Origin of the sequence: Corynebacterium pygosceleis (genome assembly GCF_016595275.2) — a bacterium.
Classification (GTDB): Bacteria; Actinomycetota; Actinomycetes; order Mycobacteriales; family Mycobacteriaceae; genus Corynebacterium; species Corynebacterium pygosceleis.
Map to the genome: position 1 here is coordinate 542,267 of NZ_JAENIQ020000002.1, position 17,766 is coordinate 560,032.

Consider the following 17,766-nt stretch of genomic DNA (forward strand, 5'->3'; position numbering starts at 1 on the left):
CCCGTCACGCCTGCCGCAGGACGTCCAGTGCGTGCTGGAGATCGTCGGGGTAAGGGGAGACGATCTCCATGGACCGGCCGTCCGACGGATGGGTGAAACCGAGTGAGACGGCGTGCAGCCACTGGCGGTCGAGGCCGAGCCGTCTGCCGAGGTTCGGATCGGATCCGTACATCGGATCACCGCAACAGGGATGGTGCAGCGCGGAGAAGTGCACACGGATCTGATGGGTGCGGCCGGTCTCCAGGTGGACGTCGAGGAGCGACGCCTCCCGGAACGCCTCGATCGTCGAGTAGTGGGTCACCGAGTGCTTGCCGTCACTGCGCACGCAGAACCGCCAGCCTGCGGACGGATGCCTGCCGATCGGCGCCTCGATGGTGCCCGTCGACGGATCGGGGTGCCCCTGCACGAGAGCGTGGTAGGTCTTGGTCACCGTCCGGTCCCGGAACGCGCGCTTGAGATGGGTGTAGGCGCGTTCACTGGCCGCGACGACCATGACACCGGAGGTACCGACGTCGAGACGCTGCACGATGCCCTTGCGTTCCGGGGGACCCGAGGTGGAGATCCGGAAGCCGGCGGCGGCCAGGCCGCCCACCACGGTCGGCCCCTCCCAGCCGACGGTCGGGTGCGCGGCGACCCCGACGGGCTTGTTCACGGCGATGACGTCGTCGTCGGAGTAGAGGATGTCCATGCCCTCGACGAGTTCCTCCCTGGGCAGCAGGGGGCGCTCGGGTTCGGGGAGGGTGACGTCGAGCCAGTCCCCGGCGGTCAGCCGGTCGGATTTACCGACGGCGCGACCACCGACGAGGACGTCACCGGCGGCGGCCAGGTCGGCGACCACGGTGCGGGACAGGCCGAGCAGCTTCGCCAGCCCGGCGTCGACGCGCATCCCGGCCAGGCCGTCGGGGACGGGAAGTTGGCGGGAGGGGCGGGTCATGCGGCCACCTCCGTGCCCCGGGACTCGGCGCGGGCGTCGAGGAACGCGGAGAGCAGGAACACCGCGACACCGACCGTGATGCAGGAGTCCGCGATGTTGAACACCGCGAAGTCACCCACCGAGATGAAGTCGACGACATGCCCGACGAAGAAACCGGGCTCCCGGAACAGCCGGTCGATGAGGTTCCCCGCCGCCCCACCCGCGACGAGCGCGAGCCCGAGTGCGGCCAGTCGACCGTCCACGCGGGGTGCGTGCCAGAGGATGCCGACGACGAAGATCAGCTGGATTACGGTGAACACCCACGTGAACGAGGTGCCGAAGGAGAACGCCGCCCCGGGGTTGAACACCAGGTGGAACCGGAACCAGTCACCGATGAGAGGTACGACCTCCCCCGGATCCATGCCCGCCAGCACCAGGGCCTTGCCCAGTTGGTCAACGGCGGCGGCGACGACGATCACCACGACCGTGAACACCAGATACCCCTTGTTTCGCCTCACCTTGTCACTCGCCTTGTCAGTCACGGTGACCATCTTCCCCCAAATCCTCCGTAAAACCCACTTGATCGCCGCGTGAACGGACGACCGGTAGCGTGGACGGGGTGAGATCCTCCCCAAGCAGAACCAGCCACCGCATCCGTATCGCCTGCGCAGCCGCCGCGACGGCACTCACCCTCACGGCCTGTTCCGGTGCCGGCCCCACTCCGGAGCAGACACCGGCGGCCGGCGGATCCGAAGGAGACACCGTACGCATCGACCTCGATCCACCCCGGGTGACGCTGCTCGACCCGGGGACCGCCGAACAGGTCCTGACCTACGGGGCACCCGGAACCGATCCGGAGGTCCGGAACCTCCCGGTGACACTCGTCACCGGATTCACCACGCTCGTCGACCGCGGCACCGGCGCCGATCCCCGCCCACCCGTCGACCCCGGTGGTCTTCCCTCACTGGAGATCGACGCACGGACCACGGTCCGCGCCGTGGACGGCGAATCGGTGACGGCGGGCGACACGGGTGCCACACGCGAGGTCACCGTCACCGCCCGGTCCCCGATTCTCACGGGCGCTGACACGACCACGGGCCCGACGAACGGGGATGACCCGGACGTCGACTGGAATGCGGAGCTCGCGGGAGCCGACGGATTCACCGTCAGTTATGCGACGACCCCGTCCGGCAGACCCCTCACGATGACACTGCACGCCCCGGACGCGGCCTCTGACATCGGCCGGGCCGCGATGGAGACCAGACTCGGCGGTCTCGTGACTCTCGCGGTGATGTTCCCCTCCGAGCCCGTGGGACCGGGTGCCCGGTGGACCGTGGAGAGCAGGATCACCGGTTCGACCACCATGCTCCAGACCGTGACCTACACCCTCACCGGGATCGACGGCCGGACCGTGGGGCTGGACGTCGAGGTGGACCAGCGCCCCAGCATCGGAGCCCTGTCGCTCGACGCGATCGCCCCGCAGGAGGGGGAGCGCGGCGGGGAACTGCGTGTGGAGAGCGCGGAAACGGCGTCGGAGGGGCATCTGGTCGTCGACCTCGACGAACCCCTCCCACGTTCCGGTGACGTCGCCTTCACCACGAGGACCGTCTACGCGGGTGACGGTTCCGACATCCGGGTGGTTCAGGACAGCCACACGGCGGCCCGTTTCAACTGACATCCGGCGAAAGGAGGGGCCGGCCCACCGTGTGGTGGGCCGGCCCCTCCCCTTCTGCGCGGGTTCCGGTGGAACTACTGCGCGGGAGCTTCCCCTGCGGGGGCTTCCTCTCCGGCGGGGATCTCCGCCGGAGCGTCGGCGGGGAGCGCGTCAGCGCCGTCCTCCAGGCACATCGGGGGAACCTGCTCCGGGGGAACCGTGTTCGTGATGAGGGTGCACGCCCAGCTCTGGGAGAGCTGCCAGGTGCCGTCCACGTAGACGAACTCGACGTTCTCGGAGACCTGGCTCGGGCGATCCGGGAGGGTGAAGTTCACCGTGGCGAGAACGGTGCCGTTCTCGTATCCGGGAAGCACCGGGGGGACCACCTGGAAGTCGGCTCCCGACTCCTGCTTGGAGCGGGTCATCGTCTCGAACAGTTCGGGGGCGTTCTCCGCGCCCTGGACGGTGCGGATCTTCTCCTCGACGGACGCCTCGGGGTTGGTCGCCGTCGCGAGAATGGCGTTGAGTTCCTCGGCCGTCGGCTGCTCCGGCGTCGGGGCCGCCGCCGTGCTGGAGGTCGCGGTGCTGGAGGACGTCGGAGCTGCGGTGGTGTCCGCCGTCTCCTCGTCACCGGAACAGGCGACGAGCGACAGAGCTGCGACCACCGCTGCTGCGGGGGCCAGATGGGTACGAATGTTCACGTTGTCTCCTCATGGGTAGGACGCCCGGTTTCCTCGTTCGGTGTCCACACCGGGATACGACGGGGCCGGTTCTCACGGCTGCGGTCGCGGCTGCACTGTGTCAGCACGGTACCGTGTGGCGGGCGTACGCGGAACCGATCTTAACAGTGTGCCTGATGTAAACAGAAGTTACTGGCGTTACGGTGACCACCGGGACACGAAGGCCACCGGGTGGCATCCGGTCTTCCCGACGGAACAGTAGTGTTGTGTCCATGAGCGAGTCGCAGAAGCAGTCAGCCACGCAGGACACACCCCCGAAGAAGATCGTGGTGATCACCACCGGCGGAACGATCGCGTGCACCGCGGGACGGGACGGCGCCCTGCTCCCCACCGTCGCGGGTGCCGATCTCCTCGCCCCGGTCGCCGCCCGGTTCGACGCGGCCGACGTATCCTTCGACGTCCGCGAACTCAACCGCCTGGATTCCTCATCGATGACATTCGCCGACATCGACGAGATCCGACGTGCCGTGGAGGAGGCACTGGCCGATCCGGAGGTCACGGGAGTGGTCGTCACCCACGGCACCGATTCGATGGAGGAGACGGCCGTCGCCCTCGACACATTCCACACCGACGACCGCCCCGTGGTACTCACCGGGGCACAGCATCCGCATGACCATCCGGACGCCGACGGACCACTGAATCTGCTGGACGCCATCAACGTGGTCACCTCCCCGACGGCCCGCGGAATCGGCGTTCTGATCGTCTTCGGTCGCGCGGTCCTCCCGGCGCGGGGCGCCGTGAAGTGGCACACGAGTGACGAGCTCGCCTTCGCGACCAACGCCCCGGAGGAACCGACCCGTGCCGATCCGGTGCCGGCGGTGGACCTCGCGGACGTCGTCGTCCACATCATCCACGCCTACCCGGGCGCACCACGGGATCTCGTCGACTCCGCCCGTGCCGCGGGCGCGGACGGACTCGTCATCGAGGCGATGGGGTCCGGGAACATCGGTACCGGCCTCGCGGCCGGCGTCGGGGACGCCCTCCGCGACGGCGTCCCCGTTGTCATCAGCACCCGGGTGCCACGCGGCGAGGTCTGCGGGAGCTACGGAGGAGCCGGTGGCGGTGCGACACTGAACTCCCTCGGCGCGGTCGGATCAACGTACTTCCGCTCCGGACAGGCCCGGGTTCTCCTCGCCATCGCACTGGCGTCGGGACGGCATCCGGCCACATTGTTCTGAGCTCTGGCCTACCCCCTGCCACCGGAGAAAGGTCGGGGCGGGGTTCCCGCCGCCCCCACCCGGGTCAACGCTGCAGCGGCACGCCCTGCGCGTCGGTGCTGACGGCACCCGTCAACAGCTTGAACAGGTCGATGAACTTCCAGATGACCGACGGCAGCAGCAGGATGAAACCGATGCCCAACGTGAGGACGCCGATGAGGAAGGCGACGCAGTACACCACGAGCTGGATGGTGCCCGTCTTCTGCTGTCCGATGTAGAAGTTGTGGACACCCAGTTCACCGAGGAAGAAGCACAGCAGGACGGTGACCAACCACGACTTCTGCTCACCGGCGGGTCGCTGGGTGTACGCGGATGCGGAAGCATCGTAGCCCGCGCCCGTCCCGTAGGCCGACGGAAGCGGGGCACTGACCGTGGAGCCGTCCGGCGTGCCGGGGGTGGCGGCGTCGGAGGTGGGGGTGTTGTACGGATCGTTGCCGTTGGTCTGTCCGTGACCGGCGGCGGACGAATTGTTGTCGGACATTGTTGTGGGTCTCCTCGTTGATGGGCTTGTCCGTGGGTGACTGGACGGGCGGCCACCCACACGAACTCTGCTACCCGGAAAACCCTACTTCATTTCGGAGGTAAATCAATCCCGTTCCCCTCCCCACCAGCCCCGGATCCCGTTCACTCCGTGTCGTGGTCCCGTTCGGCGAACCAGTCGTCCCAGTCCAGTGAATCCAGGGGCTCGGCGGCCGTCAGGAGGGGATCATCCTCGTCGAAGGTACGGGTGCGGCCGCGTGCGGTGGTCCGTGTCTCGAACCGCACCGAGACGATTCCGTGCCCGGCCCCCTGCACCCACCCGTGCCCGTATTCGGGGTGGTGGACGTCCTGGGTGGCGCTCCACCGTGATTCCGGGGCGGGCTCGCTGACCGTCAGGACCGGGGGGCCGGTGCCGGAGCCCCGGACCCCGACCTCGTAGTCGGCGTCCGGCTCCGGGACCGTGATCTTCTGGTCGAGCTCCGGGAAGAGGACGTTCTGCCGGGCGTGCTCGAGACCGGAGAAACTCACCCCGACCAGTCTGATCGGTCCCACCTCATCCGGGTACCGGGCGAGGTTGTGTGCCACAGCCACCAGTGTGGCCTTCTCGTCTGTCGTGTACGGCAGGGACTGCGACCGGGATTCCGTCCGGAAGTCCGCCATCTTCAGTTTCACGGTGACGGTCCGGGCACCGCGCCCGTCGGCGAGCAGCCTCCGGTGGGCACCGGCCGCCGCCCGGTCGATCGCGTCATCGACCTCGGTCACCGAGGTGAGATCCTTCGGGTAGGTGTGTTCCGACGAGATCTGCTTGGCGACGGCCCGAGGGGCCACCGGGCGATCATCATGCCCGCGGGCCAGGTGCCACAGGGAGACCCCGACGGTGGAACCGAGACTGATCCGGACCTCGGCCTCCGTCATCGCGGCGAAGTCCGCGATGGTCCGCACACCGAGCTGGTGGAGTTTGGCTTCCGCGACGGGACCGATCCCCCACAGTTTCCGGACCGACAGCGGATCGAGCATCTCCCGCTGTCTCTCCACCGGAATGACGCAGACCCCATCGGGTTTCGCCTCGCCCGAGCCGATCTTCGCGTACTGCTTCCCGGAACCCGCGCCGATCGAGCACGGCAGTCCCGTCTCGGACTTCACCTCCGCCCGGAGTTTCTCCGCCCACACCCGCACCTGCTCCGGGGCGGCACCGACGAGTTCGGGTGGTTCCATGAACGCCTCATCGATAGAGAGTTGCTCGATGACACCCGCGTGCCGGCGGATCACCTGGAAGACACGACGTGACGCGGCGGAGTACACCTTTCCGCGCGGAGTGACCACGACGGCACCGAAACCGACGAGCTTCTTCGCCTGATGCATGGGCATCGCCGAGTGCGCCCCGAACGCACGCGCCTGATAGGACGCCCCGGCCACCACCCCCCTGCCCGAGACACCGCCGACCAGCACGGGACGGCCACGCAGTGTCGGCCGGGTCAGCTGTTCGACGGAGGCGTAGAACGCATCCATGTCGACGTGCAGCACCCACCGTTGCATACCGACAGGGTAGCGCGAAACGAACATACGGTCGAATGACCCGGTCGTCAGACGGCCAACGCCCGGGCCGGCGCCCGGGCGTTGTGGCTGTCATGCGACGGACGGCGTCACTCAGACCCTGGTGACCACCGCGGTGACCCCGGGAACCACCTCATGGGTCTCCCCGCCGAGTCCGTCGGTGACGATCGAGAAATCCGACGCGAGGACCTCTCCCGCGATGAATGCACGGTGCCGCTGCGCCCACTCCAGTTTCTCCTCGGGGACCGACAGTTCGACGGTGATCCGGTCGGAGACCTCGAAGCCACTGGCCTTCCGGGCGTCCTGGAGACCCCGGACGATGTCCGCGGCCCATCCCTCGGCCTCGAGCTCCGGGGTGACCGTGAGGTCGAGGACGACCAGGCCCTCCGCACCGTCAACCTGGGCGGTTGACTCCGGGTCGGCGGCCTTGAGGCGCTCGGTGTACTCGTTCGCCTTCAGCTCGATGCCGTCCGCGACGACGGTGTCCCCCTCGCGGGTGTAGTTGCCGGACTTGACCGCCCTGATCACGCGCTGCACGTCCTTCCCGAGACGGGGGCCGGCCTCACGGGCGTTGACGACGACCTCGAAGCGTCCGACGGAGTCGACGTCGTCGGTGAGCGCGACCTCCTTGACGTTGACCTCGTCCCGCAGGATCGAGGTGAACGGCGCGAGCAGACCGGACTCCGGCATCGCCACGGTGAGTTTCGGCAGCGGCAGCCGGTTGCGCAGCTTGTGGGACTTACGCACCGAGCTCGCGGCGGAGCAGACGCCCCGGATCTGGTCCATGGCACGGACGAGGTCCTCGTCGACGGGGAAGTCGACGGGCTCCGGGTAGTCGGTCAGGTGGACGGAACGCCCACCTGTGAGTCCCCGCCAGATCACCTCGGTCGCCATCGGGAGCAGCGGCGCGGCGACACGGGTGAGGGTCTCGAGCACGGTGTAGAGGGTGTTGAACGCCTCCGGGTGTTCGGTGTCACCGGCCCAGAACCGTTCCCGGGACCGGCGCACGTACCAGTTGGTCAGTGCGTCGCAGAACCAGCGCACCTCGTCGCAGGCGCGGGCGATGTCCGTGCCGTCGAGGGCGGCGCGGACATTGGCTACGAGATTGTGCAGCTTCGCCAGGATGTACCGGTCGAGGACGTTGTCGGAGTCGGTGGACCACTCCGCGGGCTTCGACGAGTACAGCTGCAGGAAGCTGTAGGCGTTCCACATCGGCAGCAGCGCCTGCCGGACGCCCTCACGGATGCCCTGCTCGGTGACGATGAGGTTTCCGCCGCGCAGGATCGGCGAGCTCATGAGGAACCAGCGCATCGCGTCGGAGCCGTCACGGTCGAAGACCTCGTTCACGTTCGGGTAGTTGCCCTTCGACTTGCTCATCTTCAGTCCGTCGTCGCCGAGCACGATGCCGTGGGCGACGCACTTCCGGAAGGCGGGCTTGTCGAACAGCGCGGTGGACAGCACGTGCATGGTGTAGAACCAGCCCCGGGTCTGACCCGAGTACTCGACGATGAAGTCCGCCGGCCAGTGGGTCTCCACCCAGTCCTTGTTCTCGAAGGGGTAGTGCTTCTGGGCGAAACTCATCGACCCGGACTCGAACCAGCAGTCCAGTACCTCGGGAACACGACGCATGGTGGACTTCCCCGTGGGGTCGTCGGGGTTCGGGCGCGTCAGTTCATCGATGTGCGGCCGATGCAGGGATTCGGGACGGCGACCGAAGTCCCGTTCGAGCTCGTCGAGGGATCCGTAGACGTCGACGCGCGGATACTCCTCGGAGTCGGAGACCCACACGGGGATCGGGGAACCCCAGTAGCGGTTGCGGGAGATGTTCCAGTCCCGGGCCCCCTCGAGCCACTTGCCGAACTGGCCGTCCCGGATGTGGGACGGCATCCACTCGATCTCCTCGCGGTTCAGCTCCACCATACGGTCACGGAACTTCGTGACGGCGACGAACCAGCTCGGCAGCGCCATGTAGATCAGCGGTTCCCCGGAGCGCCAGGAGTGCGGGTAGGAGTGTTCGATGGTCTGGTGCCGCAGGACCCGTCCCCGGGCCTTGAGATCCCGGATGATGTCCTTGTTCGCGTCGAACACCAGTGTGCCCTGGTAGTCCGGTACCTGTGAGGTGAATTTACCGTCCATGTCGACGGGGACGACGACCTCGACGTCGTTGGCCTGACAGATGATCATGTCGTCCTCACCGAAGGCGGGTGCCTGGTGGACGATGCCCGTACCGTCTTCCGTGGTGACGTAGTCCGCCGCGAGAATGCGGAATCCGTTCTCCACCGGGAAGAACGTGAAGATCGGCTCGTAGGTGAAGCCCACCAGGTCCGAGCCCGCGAAAGTCGCCAGCACCTCGTGGTCCTCGCCGAGTTCCTTTGCGTAGGCACCGACGAGTGCCTCGGCGAGGAGGATCGTACGACCGGTGAAATCGGCGTGTCCCGACTCCCCGATGCGCACCAGGACATAGTCGACGGCGGGGTTGACGGCGAGAGCCGCGTTGGAGGGCAGGGTCCAGGGTGTCGTCGTCCACGCGATCGCTGCGGCATCGGCGAGTTCGGGATGCGCGGACAACGTCTTCTCAGCCGCCGAGCCCTCGAGCGCACCGGTCAGCGGCATGGTGACGGTCAGGGTCGGGTCCTGGCGCATCTTGTAGGAGTCGTCGAGACGGGTCTCCTGATTCGACAGCGGCGTGTGTTCCGCCCAGGAATAGGGCAGGACCCGGAATCCCTGGTAGATCAGCCCCTTGTCGTACAGCTCCTTGAACGCCCACATGACGGACTCCATGAAGTCCGAGTCCATCGTCTTGTAGCCGTTGTCGAAGTCGACCCAGCGTGCCTGCCGCGTGACGTAGTCCTTCCACTCCTCGGTGTACCGCAGAACGGAGGACGCACAGTACTCGTTGAACTTCTCGAGGCCCATCGACTCGACCTCGCCCTTGTCCTTGATGCCGAGCTGCTTCTCGGCCTCGAGCTCGGCGGGCAGGCCGTGGCAGTCCCAGCCGAAGACCCGCTCGACGCGCTTCCCGCGCATCGTCTGGAAACGCGGCACGATGTCCTTGACGTAACCGGTGAGCAGGTGTCCGTAGTGCGGCAGACCGTTGGCGAAGGGCGGGCCGTCGTAGAACACGTATTCCGGTGCCCCGTCACGTTGATCGATGGACTGACGGAAGGTGCCGTCCGCACGCCAGAAGTCGAGTACGGACTTCTCCATGTCGGGGAAACGGGTGGATCCACCGGTGAGATCCACCTTCGGGTAGACACCGCCAACTGGGTTGTTCATGGGCGTTCAACGCTCCTTGCTTCGAGGACAATCATGAGGTGCTCCAACATGCGCGGGGACGCCCCGGAACACCCGGCACGCGGTACCACCCTGCTTGGGCACCCCACGGGCACCCCACTTGATTGTCGTCGAGAAGGTCTGTCACGGTCCCACCCGTCCGGTTCTAGTGGGTCCCCCACGGAGCGGGACCGTTCTTCCGGATGACTCCCCGGTGATGGCCGGATCACTGTCTGGCGTGACCCCCGTTTCCGGGGTCCACAGCGTGTGCAAAGTATAGCGCACACCACCCACCGGTCAATCCTCCGACGGATCCTCCCCGGCATCCCCCACGGTCACGTCCCGGTTCCGCCGCTTCACGACGACGTCCGCGACGAGCAGCCCCAGCCCCACGACGGTGACGACGATGAGAAGCCAGGAATAGACGTCCGAACCGGACTGCACGGTCATCACCAGGAGACCGAACCCGACCAGTGCGGCGATGAGAGCGGCGATCAGCATGGATTGTCCTTCTCGATGGATGGGTGTGGGACACGAGAACACGACAGGCCTCCCCGGAACGTCCGTCGTCCGGGAGAGGCCTGTCGTCTGGGTGGAACCGGGGCGGTTTCTTAGGCCTTACCCTCGTTGTCGCCACCGTTGGGAGCCGCGAAACCACGGCTCGAGAGCTCCTCGAGCTGGCTCTCGAGGAAGGTCTTCATGCGGGTACGGTACTCCCGCTCGAAGGTCCGGAGCTCCGCGATACGGGCCTCCAGGACGGACTGCTTGTTCTTGACGGTCGCCATGATCTCGGTGTGCTTGCGCTCCGCATCGGACTGCAGCGCATCCGCCTTGTCCTTCGCCTGCTTCAGCTGAGCCTCCGCCTGCGCGTTGGCGTCGGCGACCACGGACTCGGAGGTCTTCTTGGCCTCCGCGACCATCGTGTCGGCCTTCTTCGTCGCCTCGCTCACCAGCGTTTCCGCGCGGGAGTTGGCCTGACTGAGCTTCTGCTCCGCCTCGGTGTTCGCCTTCGAGAGCTTCTCCGAAGCCTGCTTCTCGGCATTGGACACCAGGGACTTCGACTTCTGCGTCGCCTCGGACAGTTCCTTCTCCGCGGCAGCGTGAGCCTCATCGAGCATCGACTTGGACTCGGCACGGGCATCGGCCTGGATCCGGTCCGCGACCTCCTGCGCGAGCCCGAGGACACGCGCGGCCTGAACCTGACTGTCGGCGCTGGAGGCCGTCGCGGTGGCGGTTGTCGCCGCAGCGGCGGCGGGGGCGGCTGCGGAGGCACCTGCCGCCTTTTCCGCCTGAGCCTTCGCTTCCTCGGCGGCCTTCCGTGCCTGCTCCGCCTCGGTACGAGCCTTCCTGGTGGCTTCGTTCGCCTCGGCGAGCTTGCGCTCGTAATCCGCGCGGATCTCCTTCTCAATCTTCGAACGGAGTGCACCCTCGTCCACACCGGTGGCGCCGGAGCCGGACTGCTTCAGTTCGTTGTTCGCCTCCTCGACCTGCTGCTGCAGGTCCTCCTTCTCGTCGATCAGACGACCGAGGGTGTCTTCGACCATGTCGAGGAACTGGTCGACCTCGTCCTCGTTGTAGCCACGCTTTCCGATCGGCGGTTTGCTGAAAGCGACATTGTGCACGTCGGCTGGAGTCAGCGGCATGGACGGTTCCCTTCGCTCGTTGGTGGACCCTGGTGAAACTGTTTGAATCGGGCCCCTGGTGCCCACAGTGGTCATCTGTGGCTCATTGACTGTCCCAATATTACTTCTAATTATCGGGAAAGTGTACCTGGGCCTTTCCCCCGGCGTTTTGCCGGGTGTTCCGCGACGCCCGAATAGCCCGGAGTTCTTCAGCCGGTGACATTCCCGCGATCACGGCCACCGACCTCAGCCGACCAGCAACATACCCAGGACGATCCTGGCCAGCCAGAGAATCAGGAAAAGAACGATGATCGACATGTCGAGTGCGACATTTCCCATCCGGAGCGGGGGAATAACCCGGCGCAGTGCTTTAACCGGAGGATCGGTCAACACGAAAAGGGGTTCGGCCACATACGCGAACCACCTCGGGGGACGGAAATTCCGGGAGAAGGAGTGGATCATCTCCACGATGATCCGCAGCACGAGAATGTAGCTGTAGATCTGGATGAGCATCAGCAGGAGCAGGATGAAAGAGTTCACCGGACCGAGACTATCGGATACGACCCGGGACACGCGACACCCCCGTCCCCCGGTTCACCGCGGAACCGGGGGACGGGGGTGTCGGGCGTACGGTGCCCCGTCGGATCGGCCCGCGACACGGACCCGGGGCGGAAGATCAACCGGGGATCAGCGCAGGCCTGCGGCATCCTCGAGTTCAGCGAGGGAAACCTCGACGTCGTCGGGGATCAGCGCGAAGGTCAGCGGGGAGAGCTTGCGCATCTCACCACGGAGAGCGAAGACGAGACCCGCCGCGAAGTCGATGACACGACGTGCCTCCTCCCGGTCCATCGAGTTCAGGTCGATGACGACGGCGTCACCGGCACGGAAGGGCTCACCGATGCGGGTGCACTGCTTGAAGCTGACGAGACGCACCGGGACGATGGTCGGCGCGTACGCCTGCGGCTCGTAGCCCGGGCGGGCGGTCCCGTAACCGTAGCTGCGGCCCGCGCCACGGGACAGGGGGCCGTAGCCGTCCTCCGGGCCACCGGCGGCGACATCACCGTAGTCGGCGTCATCGCGGTAGTACGCGGCGTCGTGCGCGCCGTCCTCGTAGGGCGCGAGTCCGAAGAACTCCTTGAACTTCTTGACACTCGACATGTAAATTCCTTTGCTTCTCAAGGGACGTCGACCAGCGCGTCCTCGGTCATCTCCCACTGTGGTTTGCCACCACCCTATCGACGGGGACCCAGAATCGCGGTACCGACACGCACCATCGTCGAACCCGCCGCGACAGCGTCCTCCAGATCACCCGACATCCCCGCGGACAGTTCCATCGGGCGTTTCTCCGCCGCGGCGAAACGGTCCCGGAGTTCCGCAGCCGCGGCGAACACATCCGCCGGGTCACAACCCAACGGCGGGACACACATCACCCCGGACAACCGGAGATGCGGACAGTCGGACAGGGTGTCGAGAAGCTCCCCCATCCCGGCTTCGGGCACTCCCCCGCGCGCGGGATCCCCGTCGGCGCTGAACTGGACGAGGACGGGCAGCTGGGTGTCGGGGCGGTGTCCGCGGTCGACGGCGAGTCCGACGCCCCGGTCGAGCGCCACCGCCAACCGGGTGCTGTCCAGCGAGTGCACCACGGCGGCGACCCGTGCCGCGGCATTGGCCTTGTTCGTCTGTATGCGCCCGATGAGGTGGACCGGGACATCCGGGTACAGCGCCGCTTTCTCCAGGGCGTCCTGAACCCGGTTCTCCCCCACCGCGGTCACACCGAGATCCCGGAGCCTCCCGACATCGGACGCCGGATGGAACTTCGTCACGGGAAGCAGGAGGATGCTCCCGGGATCACGCCCGCAGGCCTGCGCCGCGGAACGGATTCTCGACCGGACGGCGTCCAGGCGTTCCGCGAGTTCGCTCCCGCGGCTCATGCCCCGGCCTCCGCGGGCATCCAGATCAGACCGGCCTGCCGACCGGTCCTCCCCTCCCTGCGGTGGGAGAAGAACGACGGATCTGCGACCGTGCACCGGATGTCGGCGTCGATGTGCGTGACCCCGAGTTCCTCCAGTTGCCTGGCTAGACCGATCCTCAGATCGGCCCCCCAGGTACCCCGGGCGGTACGGGTCCGGACCCCGGGGAGCCTGGATTCGAGGTCGGCGAGCATCGCCTCGGGAAGCTCGTAGTTGGCGCCGCTCACGGCCGCCCCCATCCACACGTGCAGACGCCCGGGGCGCGCCCCCAGCTCCACCATCCGTGCCACCGCGCGCGGGACGATCCCGTTGCGCGCACCGATCCTGCCGGCGTGTACGGCCGCGATGACACCCGCCTCATGGTCACTCAGGAGAAGGGGGACGCAGTCGGCGGTGAGGACGGCGAGCGCGAGATCCCTGCGCGTCGTCACCAGTGCATCCGTCGCGGGCACCGGCCCGTCGTGGGGGCCGTCGACGACGGTGACCGTCGGGGTGTGCAGCTGCTCCATCCAGACGATCCGGTCCACAGGCAGACCGATGGACCGGGCGAGCCGTTCCCGGTTGGCGGTGACCGCGGTGATGTCGTCGCCCACGTGGTCGGCGAGATTGAAGGAGGCGAACGGGGCCACGGAGATCCCCCCGGAACGCGTCGTGAAGACCTTCCGCACGGGCCGCTCCGCCCCCGGATCCCGGGGGCGGGCGGAATCAAACTCCATGTCGGTCATCCGTCAACGCAGGAAGTCCGGCACGTCCAGGTCATCGGCGTCGTCGAAGTCGTCACGGCGCCCCCGGGAGCTGGTGAACATCCCGCCGGCGGGGCGGTCCGCCACGGGACGGTCGGAACCGAGCCGATGCCGTGCGGAATCGGCGCGCTGGGTGTAGTTGGAGCTCTCCGCGCGCTCGACGGACTCATGACGGACGGTGTCCTCGTCCTCCCGGTGGTCATCCCGGCCGAAGAGTGACTGTCCACGCGACGGTTCCGGGGTGGGGTCGGAGGCGGGGGCCTGGGTCTGGTTCACCTGCGGCGCGGCCTGACGGTTCCTGTCGGCCGTGTTGGAGTTCGATTCGAAGTCGAATCCGGCGGCGATCACCGTGACCCGGACCTCGTCACCGAGATTGTCGTCGATGATGGTTCCCCAGATGATGTTCGCGTCCTCGTCGGCCTTCTCCTCGACGAGTGCCGCGGCCTCGTTGACCTCCTGCAGGCCGAGGTCGGAACCACCGGCGAAGCTCAGCAGGACCCCCTGCGCACCCTCCATGGTGGACTCGAGCAACGGGGAGTTGATGGCCTGCTCGGTCGCCTCGACGGCGCGATTGTCGCCGCTGGCGGAGCCGATGCCCATGAGCGCGGAACCGGCGTCGGCCATGACGGAGCGGACGTCCGCGAAGTCGACGTTGACCACGCCGGGCGTGGTGATGAGGTTGGTGATGCCCTGGACACCGTTGTGCAGGACCTCATCGGCGGTACGGAAAGCCTCCATCATGGAGAGGTTCAGGTCGCCGAGCTGGAGCAGTCGGTCGTTCGGGATGACGATGAGGGTGTCGCAGACGGCACGCAGCGCCTCGATGCCCTCCATGGCCTGCTTGGTGCGGCGACGTCCCTCGAACCGGAACGGGCGGGTGACCACGCCGACGGTCAGCGCCCCGGCCTTCTTGGCGATGTTGGCCACGACCGGGGCGGCACCGGTACCGGTGCCGCCGCCCTCACCCGCGGTGACGAAGACCATGTCGGCGCCCTTGAGGCAGTCCTCGATCTCGGACTTGTGGTCCTCTGCGGAGGTGCGTCCGACATCGGGGTTGGCTCCGGCACCGAGACCACGCGTGGCTTCACGTCCGATGTCGAGCTTGACGTCGGCCTCGGAGAACATCAGCGCCTGCGAGTCGGTGTTCACGGCGATGAACTCGACGCCCTTGAGCCCCTCCTCGATCATGCGGTTGACGGCGTTGACGCCGCCACCGCCGACACCGACGACTTTGATGACGGCGAGGAAGTTTTTCGGTGAGGTCATGGTCTTAGGCACTCGCCTTTCAGGTTGTTGGATCAGTTCGAGAGGGCCACACAGCTACGGCACCGTGCGCACGGGGAAGTTGTTGTCCTCCATCATGTGCGAAAGACACCCCGATGTGGCGGACATTCGCGCGGCGTGTCGGCAGTCTCAACCTCAGCTTTAAGGTTTCTGACGTGCATAAATGATGACCGTGGCGCCGCTACCGACAGCTACTGACGTACGGTGACCTGCACGGGATCGGACACGTTGTAGACCCGTCCCTCACGGCTGAGTGCCGCCGCCGCGGCGCGGGCCTTGTCGTGGTTCCGTTCGGGCGCTCCCCAGTACACCTCACGACCGTCCATCAGGACGAGTGTGATCTCGTACGGGCCGGGGGCGTCGACCCGGGCGATCTGGCTGCGCAGTCGCTCATCGAGGCTCGCGATGATCTCCGCGACACCGCTGAACAGCTCACGGTCGTCTTCCCGGGTGCCGGTGATCTCCACCGCACCGACGGGCGGGGCGTCGATGATGAAGGGGAGCCCCGTCGCATCGATCAGGTGGTCACCGTCGGACCGCGTCGCGTACAACACGGCCTCACGTTCAGTGACCTCGACGGACACGGTTCCCGGGAAGTGCCGCTCCACCCGTGCGCGCTCGACCCACGGTAGCGCGGCCACGTCCCGTGCCGCCCGTCCCGCGTCGACCCGCACCATGTTGGCACCGGTGACGATACCGGTGGCGGCGACGATCTCCTCCCCGTCCGTCCGCCCGGCACCCGTGACGGTGACCTCGCCGACCTTCGCCACGGGCACGAACCAGACGAGCAGGCCGACGCTGACGAGGAGCACCGTGACCCCGAGGATCCAGGAGATCCGGTTCTTCACTGGCCCAGCTCCGTGAGGATCTCCTCGGCGAGGACCGTCACGCTGCCGGCCCCCATCGTGAGCACGATGTCGCCGCTTCCGGCGAGTTCGGCGACCGCCGCCGGTACCCGGTTGAACTCCGGGACATAGACGCACCTGTCGGCACGGACGCGATCGGCGATGATCCGCCCGTCGACGCCTTCCACGGGTTTTTCCCGGGCACCGAAGATGTCGAGCACCACGACGCGGTCCGCGAGTGACAGTGCGTCGGCGAACTCCCCGGCGAACTCGATCGTCCGGGAGTACAGGTGCGGCTGGAAGACCACGATGATACGGCCGTCGCCGGGCTCACTGTCGAGTTTCTCCCGCGTCGCGCGGAGAACGGCCGTGACCTCCGTGGGGTGATGGGCGTAATCGTCGTAGACCCGTACCCCCGCGTGCGGACCGTCCGCCCCGGCGGGTACCTCACCCCGGAGCTCGAACCTGCGCCGCACACCGGTGAAACCGGACAGGCCCACGGCGAGTCGTCCGGGGTCGGCACCGAGCAACGTTCCGGCGAGGAGCGCCGCCGTGGCGTTGAGCACCATGTGTTTCCCCGGGGTGTGCATGTTCACGGTCACCGTGTGACCCGTGACGGTGATGGTCGCCCGTGAACCGAAGGTCTCGGTGACGATCTCCGTCACCTCCGCGCCGCACTCGACCGACGGATGTGCCGCGACGGCGGCGGTGGTGCCGTAGCCGAGGACACGGATTCCCGCGGCCGTGCACCGCTCCCCCAGTGCTGCGGCGTGCTCGTCGTCGAGACAGACGACGAGGGTGCCGTCCGGGGTCAGACGACCGGCGAAGTCGTCGAAGACCTTGAAATAGGCGTCCGGGGTCCCGAAAAAGTCCAGGTGGTCCGGTTCGATGTTGGTGACCACCGCCACCGTCGGCTCGTAACGGAGCAGCGACGCATCCGATTCATCCGCCTCGGCGACGAAGATGTCACCGGTGCCGTGGTGGGCGTTCGTCCCGGCTTTGTTGAGTTGTCCACCGATCGCGAAACTGGGGTCGCAGCCCGCCGACTGAAGTGCCACGACGGCCATCGACGTCGTGGACGTCTTGCCGTGGGTTCCCGCGAGGAGCAGCTGCCTGTGGTCCGTCATCAGTTCGGCGAGCAGATCGGATCGACGGATCACCTCGATACCTGCGGCACGGGCACCGGCGAGTTCGGGATTGTCCTCGGGGATGGCCGCGAAGGAGGTCACGACGACGGTGGGGCGTTCGTCGAGCAGATCCAGGTTCTTCACGTCGTGACCGATCGCGATCTTCGCCCCCATGGCCCTGAGAGCGAGGACGATTCGGGAATCCTTCATGTCGGAGCCGGAGACCTGCATGCCGCGGGACAGGAGGATGCGGGCGACGCCAGACATCCCGGCTCCGCCGATGCCGATCAGATGGACACGGGACAGGTCAGTCATCGTCTACCTCGTTGTTTTCTCGGTGGGAG

At 67.1% G+C, this 17,766-nt stretch carries 17 protein-coding genes; 2 read left to right on the forward strand and 15 right to left on the reverse strand.

Annotation, left to right across the window (positions count from 1 at the left end; translation table 11 throughout):
- Positions 1-4: 4 nt before the first annotated feature.
- Both JIM94_RS05695 and lspA read right to left on the reverse strand, forming a co-directional pair.
- A complete protein-coding gene (locus tag JIM94_RS05695) occupies positions 5-934 on the reverse strand; it encodes an RluA family pseudouridine synthase (RefSeq protein WP_200254408.1) in 930 nt (309 codons plus the stop codon).
- Entirely contained in the window at positions 931-1,464 is a 534-nt protein-coding gene (gene lspA, locus JIM94_RS05700; RefSeq protein ID WP_200254410.1) for a signal peptidase II, read from the reverse strand. Before lspA ends, JIM94_RS05695 begins: the two co-directional genes overlap by 4 nt.
- 68 nt (positions 1,465-1,532) lie before the next feature.
- On the opposite strand from lspA, the gene JIM94_RS05705 reads away from it, so the two are divergent.
- Positions 1,533-2,588, forward strand: a complete 1,056-nt coding sequence (locus JIM94_RS05705; protein ID WP_200254412.1) for a hypothetical protein — start codon at positions 1,533-1,535, stop codon at positions 2,586-2,588.
- 74 nt (positions 2,589-2,662) lie between these two features.
- Here JIM94_RS05705 and JIM94_RS05710 read toward each other — a convergent pair whose 3' ends face one another.
- Entirely contained in the window at positions 2,663-3,268 is a 606-nt protein-coding gene (locus JIM94_RS05710; RefSeq protein ID WP_200254414.1) for a WKL family lipoprotein, read from the reverse strand.
- Between the two features lie 251 nt (positions 3,269-3,519).
- Between JIM94_RS05710 and JIM94_RS05715 the strand changes: the two genes are divergently transcribed.
- Positions 3,520-4,485 (forward strand): asparaginase, encoded by a 966-nt coding sequence (locus JIM94_RS05715; RefSeq protein ID WP_200254416.1) that lies wholly within the window; start codon positions 3,520-3,522, stop codon positions 4,483-4,485.
- Between the two features lie 64 nt (positions 4,486-4,549).
- Here the strand turns inward: JIM94_RS05715 and JIM94_RS05720 are convergent, their stop codons facing one another.
- The 12 genes from JIM94_RS05720 to murC all read right to left on the reverse strand — a co-directional run bounded on the left by JIM94_RS05720 (position 4,550) and on the right by murC (position 17,737).
- Positions 4,550-5,005, reverse strand: coding sequence for a TM2 domain-containing protein (locus JIM94_RS05720; protein WP_200254418.1), 456 nt, complete (start codon positions 5,003-5,005; stop codon positions 4,550-4,552).
- Between the two features lie 143 nt (positions 5,006-5,148).
- Complete coding sequence (locus tag JIM94_RS05725) at positions 5,149-6,540, reverse strand: DNA polymerase IV (protein WP_200254420.1); 1,392 nt, start codon at positions 6,538-6,540, stop codon at positions 5,149-5,151.
- Between the two features lie 111 nt (positions 6,541-6,651).
- On the reverse strand, positions 6,652-9,834 hold the full coding sequence (ileS, locus tag JIM94_RS05730) for an isoleucine--tRNA ligase (protein WP_200254422.1): 3,183 nt from the start codon (positions 9,832-9,834) through the stop codon (positions 6,652-6,654).
- A gap of 294 nt (positions 9,835-10,128) precedes the next feature.
- Entirely contained in the window at positions 10,129-10,332 is a 204-nt protein-coding gene (locus JIM94_RS05735) for a hypothetical protein (protein ID WP_200254424.1), read from the reverse strand.
- A gap of 110 nt (positions 10,333-10,442) precedes the next feature.
- A complete protein-coding gene (locus tag JIM94_RS05740) occupies positions 10,443-11,474 on the reverse strand; it encodes a DivIVA domain-containing protein (RefSeq protein WP_200254425.1) in 1,032 nt (343 codons plus the stop codon).
- 225 nt (positions 11,475-11,699) lie between these two features.
- Positions 11,700-11,993 carry a YggT family protein gene (locus tag JIM94_RS05745; RefSeq protein WP_200254427.1) on the reverse strand — a complete coding sequence of 98 codons (294 nt, stop codon included), beginning with the start codon at positions 11,991-11,993 and terminating at the stop codon, positions 11,700-11,702.
- 147 nt (positions 11,994-12,140) lie between these two features.
- Positions 12,141-12,611, reverse strand: a complete 471-nt coding sequence (locus JIM94_RS05750; protein ID WP_200254429.1) for a cell division protein SepF — start codon at positions 12,609-12,611, stop codon at positions 12,141-12,143.
- 74 nt (positions 12,612-12,685) lie between these two features.
- Positions 12,686-13,384, reverse strand: a complete 699-nt coding sequence (locus JIM94_RS05755) for a YggS family pyridoxal phosphate-dependent enzyme (protein ID WP_200254431.1) — start codon at positions 13,382-13,384, stop codon at positions 12,686-12,688.
- The gene (gene pgeF, locus JIM94_RS05760; RefSeq protein WP_200254433.1) at positions 13,381-14,139 is read right to left on the reverse strand and encodes a peptidoglycan editing factor PgeF; all 759 of its coding nucleotides are present in this window, start codon (positions 14,137-14,139) and stop codon (positions 13,381-13,383) included. The genes JIM94_RS05755 and pgeF overlap by 4 nt, the downstream gene beginning before the upstream one ends.
- Positions 14,140-14,151: 12 nt before the next feature.
- Positions 14,152-15,432: a cell division protein FtsZ gene (ftsZ, locus tag JIM94_RS05765; RefSeq protein ID WP_200254435.1), complete on the reverse strand. Its 1,281-nt coding sequence runs from the start codon at positions 15,430-15,432 to the stop codon at positions 14,152-14,154.
- A gap of 209 nt (positions 15,433-15,641) precedes the next feature.
- Positions 15,642-16,298, reverse strand: a complete 657-nt coding sequence (locus tag JIM94_RS05770) for a cell division protein FtsQ/DivIB (protein ID WP_200254437.1) — start codon at positions 16,296-16,298, stop codon at positions 15,642-15,644.
- On the reverse strand, positions 16,295-17,737 hold the full coding sequence (murC, locus tag JIM94_RS05775; protein WP_200254439.1) for a UDP-N-acetylmuramate--L-alanine ligase: 1,443 nt from the start codon (positions 17,735-17,737) through the stop codon (positions 16,295-16,297). Before murC ends, JIM94_RS05770 begins: the two co-directional genes overlap by 4 nt.
- Positions 17,738-17,766: the final 29 nt, after the last annotated feature.

Bases quoted from the DNA above. Each gene is read 5' to 3' on its own strand.
- lspA (WP_200254410.1), bottom strand. From the start codon at position 1,464: ATGGTCACCGTGACTGACAAGGCGAGTGACAAGGTGAGGCGAAACAAG.
- pgeF (WP_200254433.1), bottom strand. From the start codon at position 14,139: ATGGAGTTTGATTCCGCCCGCCCCCGGGATCCGGGGGCGGAGCGGCCC.
- JIM94_RS05735 (WP_200254424.1), bottom strand. From the start codon at position 10,332: ATGCTGATCGCCGCTCTCATCGCCGCACTGGTCGGGTTCGGTCTCCTG.
- JIM94_RS05755 (WP_200254431.1), bottom strand. From the start codon at position 13,384: ATGAGCCGCGGGAGCGAACTCGCGGAACGCCTGGACGCCGTCCGGTCG.
- ftsZ (WP_200254435.1), bottom strand. From the start codon at position 15,432: ATGACCTCACCGAAAAACTTCCTCGCCGTCATCAAAGTCGTCGGTGTC.
- JIM94_RS05720 (WP_200254418.1), bottom strand. From the start codon at position 5,005: ATGTCCGACAACAATTCGTCCGCCGCCGGTCACGGACAGACCAACGGC.
- JIM94_RS05750 (WP_200254429.1), bottom strand. From the start codon at position 12,611: ATGTCGAGTGTCAAGAAGTTCAAGGAGTTCTTCGGACTCGCGCCCTAC.
- JIM94_RS05725 (WP_200254420.1), bottom strand. From the start codon at position 6,540: ATGCAACGGTGGGTGCTGCACGTCGACATGGATGCGTTCTACGCCTCC.
- JIM94_RS05740 (WP_200254425.1), bottom strand. From the start codon at position 11,474: ATGCCGCTGACTCCAGCCGACGTGCACAATGTCGCTTTCAGCAAACCG.
- JIM94_RS05695 (WP_200254408.1), bottom strand. From the start codon at position 934: ATGACCCGCCCCTCCCGCCAACTTCCCGTCCCCGACGGCCTGGCCGGG.
- murC (WP_200254439.1), bottom strand. From the start codon at position 17,737: ATGACTGACCTGTCCCGTGTCCATCTGATCGGCATCGGCGGAGCCGGG.
- JIM94_RS05715 (WP_200254416.1), top strand. From the start codon at position 3,520: ATGAGCGAGTCGCAGAAGCAGTCAGCCACGCAGGACACACCCCCGAAG.
- ileS (WP_200254422.1), bottom strand. From the start codon at position 9,834: ATGAACAACCCAGTTGGCGGTGTCTACCCGAAGGTGGATCTCACCGGT.